Annotated in this window: 6 protein-coding genes; 2 read left to right on the top strand and 4 right to left on the bottom strand. The window is 61.3% G+C overall.

The window, feature by feature from the left end; genetic code table 11:
• The coding region (locus tag DIE13_RS32335) for an SDR family NAD(P)-dependent oxidoreductase (protein WP_124496677.1) at nt 1-95 on the bottom strand (95 nt) is incomplete at its 3' end.
• Nucleotides 96-256: 161 nt separating this feature from the next.
• Here DIE13_RS32335 and DIE13_RS32330 point away from each other — a divergent pair.
• Entirely contained in the window at nt 257-1,228 is a 972-nt protein-coding gene (locus DIE13_RS32330) for an aldo/keto reductase (protein WP_124831025.1), read from the top strand.
• A gap of 112 nt (nt 1,229-1,340) precedes the next feature.
• A complete protein-coding gene (locus DIE13_RS32325) occupies nt 1,341-2,186 on the top strand; it encodes a 23S rRNA (adenine(2030)-N(6))-methyltransferase RlmJ (protein ID WP_124831024.1) in 846 nt (281 codons plus the stop codon).
• A 15-nt stretch (nt 2,187-2,201) separates the two neighbouring features.
• Here the strand turns inward: DIE13_RS32325 and DIE13_RS32320 are convergent, their stop codons facing one another.
• The 3 genes from DIE13_RS32320 to cueR form a co-directional block, all read right to left on the bottom strand.
• On the bottom strand, nt 2,202-2,570 hold the full coding sequence (locus DIE13_RS32320) for a hypothetical protein (RefSeq protein ID WP_124831026.1): 369 nt from the start codon (nt 2,568-2,570) through the stop codon (nt 2,202-2,204).
• Between the two features lie 113 nt (nt 2,571-2,683).
• Nucleotides 2,684-2,830 (bottom strand): DUF3563 family protein, encoded by a 147-nt coding sequence (locus DIE13_RS32315; RefSeq protein WP_006478295.1) that lies wholly within the window; start codon nt 2,828-2,830, stop codon nt 2,684-2,686.
• 215 nt (nt 2,831-3,045) lie between these two features.
• A complete protein-coding gene (gene cueR, locus DIE13_RS32310) occupies nt 3,046-3,450 on the bottom strand; it encodes a Cu(I)-responsive transcriptional regulator (protein ID WP_124831023.1) in 405 nt (134 codons plus the stop codon).
• Nucleotides 3,451-3,717 lie beyond the last annotated feature (267 nt).

Here is a 3,717-nt window from a genome sequence, read left to right as displayed (position 1 = left end):
GCACCCGCTTTCGCGAGTTCGAGTGCGATTTCCTTGCCGATGCCGCTTGCGGCGCCCGTGACGACTGCGGTCTTGCCGCTCAGATCTGCTGCCATGTCCGTCTCCTTCCGTTATCGAATCCAAAAAGCGCGCCCGTGCGTCCGCTTTCGTCGCGCGGCCGTGCACGCAGGCCAGTCGCTATTGTGCACGATCGGCCCCGCCGTTCGCGGCCAAAACGTCTAAGCTTAAGGTCGGTTTCGGATCGAGGGAGATTCGCATGCACTATCGACGACTAGGCCGCTCCGGCCTGCAGGTCAGCGCGCTTTCGCTCGGTTCGTGGGTCACGTACGGCAATCAGGTCGACCAGCGGGTCGCCCGCGAGTGCCTCGCGGCGGCCCGCGATGCGGGCGTCAACTTCTTCGACAACGCGGAGGTCTACGCGGGTGGAAAGTCGGAGGAAATCATGGGCCGGGCCCTGAAGTCGCTCGGCTGGCCGCGTATCAGCTACCTGGTATCGACGAAGTTCTTCTGGGGTCTCGCGGAAGCGCCGAACCAGTACCACACGCTCAACCGGAAATATCTGCTGAACGCCATCGACGGCTCGCTGCATCGGCTGCAGCTCGACTACGTCGACCTCGTCTATTGCCATCGCCCGGACCCGAACACACCGATCGAGGAAACCGTCTGGGCGATGAGCGACATGATCGTACGCGGCAAGGCGCTGTACTGGGGCACATCCGAATGGAGCGCCGACGAGATCCGCGCCGCATACGAAATCGCCGAGCGGCATCATCTGCACAAGCCGGTCGTCGAGCAGCCGCAGTACAACCTGTTCCACCGTACCCGGGTCGAACAGGAATATACGCGGCTCTACGACGACTACGGTATGGGTCTCACGACCTGGAGCCCGCTGGCATCGGGGTTGCTCACCGGCAAGTACCGCAACGGCGTACCACCAGACAGCCGCGCGCAACTGCACGGCTACGACTGGCTCCGCGACCGGCTGACGGATCCGGCCAGCAACGATGTCGTCGAGCGGCTCGGCGAGATCGCGGCCGAACTCGGCTGCAGCACCGGCCAGCTCGCAATCGCATGGGTGCTCGCGAATCCGCGCGTGAGCTCGGTGATTACAGGCGCGTCGCGGCTCGAACAGATCGGCGACAACATGCGCGCGCTCGACGTCGCCGCGAAGCTGACGCCGGAGGTCAAGCAACGCATCGAGGAGGTAGTCGGCGACGCATACGAGTAAGGCGACTTACGGCCACTCGCGTACAATACGCGGCCGCATCGGCGCCCGGCTCGTCAGCCGCGCGCGATCGCCCGTTTTCATCGATTCATCTTTTCGTTCCAGGCAGCCAGCCATGCTCAGCTATCGTCACGGTTTTCACGCAGGCAATCACGCGGACGTGCTCAAGCACGCCGTCGTCGTCCAGTTGCTGCGCTACCTGAACAAGAAGGACAAGTCGTACTGGTACATCGATACGCACGCGGGCGCCGGCGTGTACTCTCTACGCGACGGCTACGCCGCCAAGACCGCGGAATTCGATACCGGCATCGGCCCGCTGTGGAACGACAAGAACCTGCCTGAAGCGCTGGGCGATTACATCGATGAAGTCCGCGCGCTGAACGACGACGGCGAGCTGCGATTCTATCCGGGCTCCCCATATCTCGCATGGCGATCGATGCGCGAGCAGGACCGGATGCGCCTGTTCGAAATGCACACGACGGAAATCGACGTGCTGCGTCACAACTTTCGCGATGCAGGGCGACGCGCGATGATCTTCGCAGGCGATGGCTTCGAGGGTATCAAGGCGTTGCTGCCACCGGCGCCGCGCCGCGCGCTCGTTCTGATCGATCCGTCCTACGAGGACAAGAAGGACTACGCACGGACCATCACGTGCGTCACGGAATGCCTGAAGCGGTTCGCAACGGGTTGCTACGCAATCTGGTATCCGCAGGTTGCGCGCGTGGAGTCGCAACGTTTTCCGGAACAACTGAAGCGTCTGCAGCCGAACAACTGGCTACACCTGACGTTGACGGTATCGAACCCGCCTGCAGACGGACTGGGCCTCTACGGCAGCGGAATGTTCATCCTGAATCCGCCCTACACCCTCGCGCAGAGCATGAACGAAGCGCTGCCCTACCTCGTGGAACGACTCGGGCAGGATAGCGGCGCGCGGTGCCAGATCGAGCACCGCGGAAACTGAGCGAGCCGGCCGCCGTTACGGCTGCTGTCGCGGCATGGGCCGTGGTTGATTGGCCGGTGACGTGCCCCAGCCGGGGACATTGATATACGGCGCGACAAACAGCGGAACCGACGAATTCGACGTCTGCCCGGCCGGCGTTCGCATACGCGCCGGTTCGACGATCGGCTCGGACGACAGCGGCGCAGTTTGCAACACCAGGCCACCCTTACCGTCCTGAATACCGCTTTGCGTGTCAAGAATCAGCGGCCTGGACGCGGTCGCGGCGCCCGCCGCGACGCAGTGGACGAGCACCGCAACACCCAGAACAAGGCGCGTGCGGGGAACAGAACGCACATCGAAACGCAAGCGCATGATCGTATTCTTCCTGTCCAAAAGCAGGCCCATACCATAGCGCTGCATCACCGATTTCACCAGATCCGGCGCACAAAAAACAAAGCCCCGTCAACACGGGGCTTGCTTTTCGTTCGGTGCCACATGGCACCTGACGGTGACTCCGATTACAGCGAGTAGCCGTTGGTTTCGAGCGAACGGATACGGCTCTCGAGCTGGACGATGTCCGACGACGTGGCGAGGTAAGCCTCACGGCGCTCACGCTCTGCGGATTCGAACCAGTTGCTCAGCTTTTCAACGATGTAGGCGATCATGACGTTCTCCAAGGAAGGGGGGACCCCTGGCGAATCGAGATTCAGGGATTTCCCGTATAGGGTTATCCCGAATTATAGCGATGCCGCACCAAGATGCCAGTGAAATACTTGCATGGAGACCATTCCCATTCGGAATGGATCTTGAAGCATCTCCGCCAACTCATTGATTTTTAATAAGACTAGCTCGATGCCCATTTTGAACTCGAGGACGCGCACTAATCTGGTTCGCCGACCCGATCCGCCAAGCGCGCCAAAATTGGGCATTCCGGGCGCTCGTCACCATGACAGTGCGCGGCCAGATCGGCCAGCGTATTGCGCATGTCGCTCAGTTCCGCGATGCGCTTGTCGAGTTCGGCCACGTGTTCGAGGGCTATCGACTTCACTTCGGCGCTCGCTCGGGAGCGGTCTTGCCAGAGCATCAGCAGCTTGCGGATATCCTCGACGAGGAAGCCGAGTCTTCGTGCCTGACGGATGAAGCGCAGGATATGGACTTCGTCCGGACCGTAAATCCGATATCCAGCGTCGCTACGCTTGCTCGGCGCCAGCAGGCCGACTTGTTCGTAGTACCGGATCATTTTTGCACTGACGCCGGATTCGCGTGACGCGTCACCGATATTCATTCCCCCACCCTCTTCATAAGCCCAGCTTCGAACGCGAATGCCGGTACAGATGTGCCGACGTCGACACTTCGATCGTATCAAATCGCGTCGTTTCGTTCCGGGATGGGCATTGGTTGGCGAGATCAACCTCAGGTGACCTGCCCCCTTCAATCGGGCCAATGGGCTTCTAGCAAAGTCCCTTTAAACCAGCTCCTGGAAAGCGGCAGGAGCATCCGCGGTTGCCCGATGTTTCGCCGCAAACTCTGACGGCGCAAGGTAGTTCAGTGC

It is taken from the genome of Burkholderia sp. Bp9016, from assembly GCF_003857765.1.
Lineage (GTDB): Bacteria > Pseudomonadota > Gammaproteobacteria > Burkholderiales > Burkholderiaceae > Burkholderia.
The sequence above is the reverse complement of the archived record's forward strand: the minus strand, read 5'-3'. Positions and strand labels throughout refer to the sequence as shown.

What these genes read in the sequence shown, in the direction of transcription:
- DIE13_RS32320 (WP_124831026.1), bottom strand. Translation starts at nt 2,570, where the DNA reads ATGGGCCTGCTTTTGGACAGGAAGAATACGATCATGCGCTTGCGTTTC.
- cueR (WP_124831023.1), bottom strand. Translation starts at nt 3,450, where the DNA reads ATGAATATCGGTGACGCGTCACGCGAATCCGGCGTCAGTGCAAAAATG.
- DIE13_RS32315 (WP_006478295.1), bottom strand. Translation starts at nt 2,830, where the DNA reads ATGATCGCCTACATCGTTGAAAAGCTGAGCAACTGGTTCGAATCCGCA.
- DIE13_RS32325 (WP_124831024.1), top strand. Translation starts at nt 1,341, where the DNA reads ATGCTCAGCTATCGTCACGGTTTTCACGCAGGCAATCACGCGGACGTG.
- DIE13_RS32330 (WP_124831025.1), top strand. Translation starts at nt 257, where the DNA reads ATGCACTATCGACGACTAGGCCGCTCCGGCCTGCAGGTCAGCGCGCTT.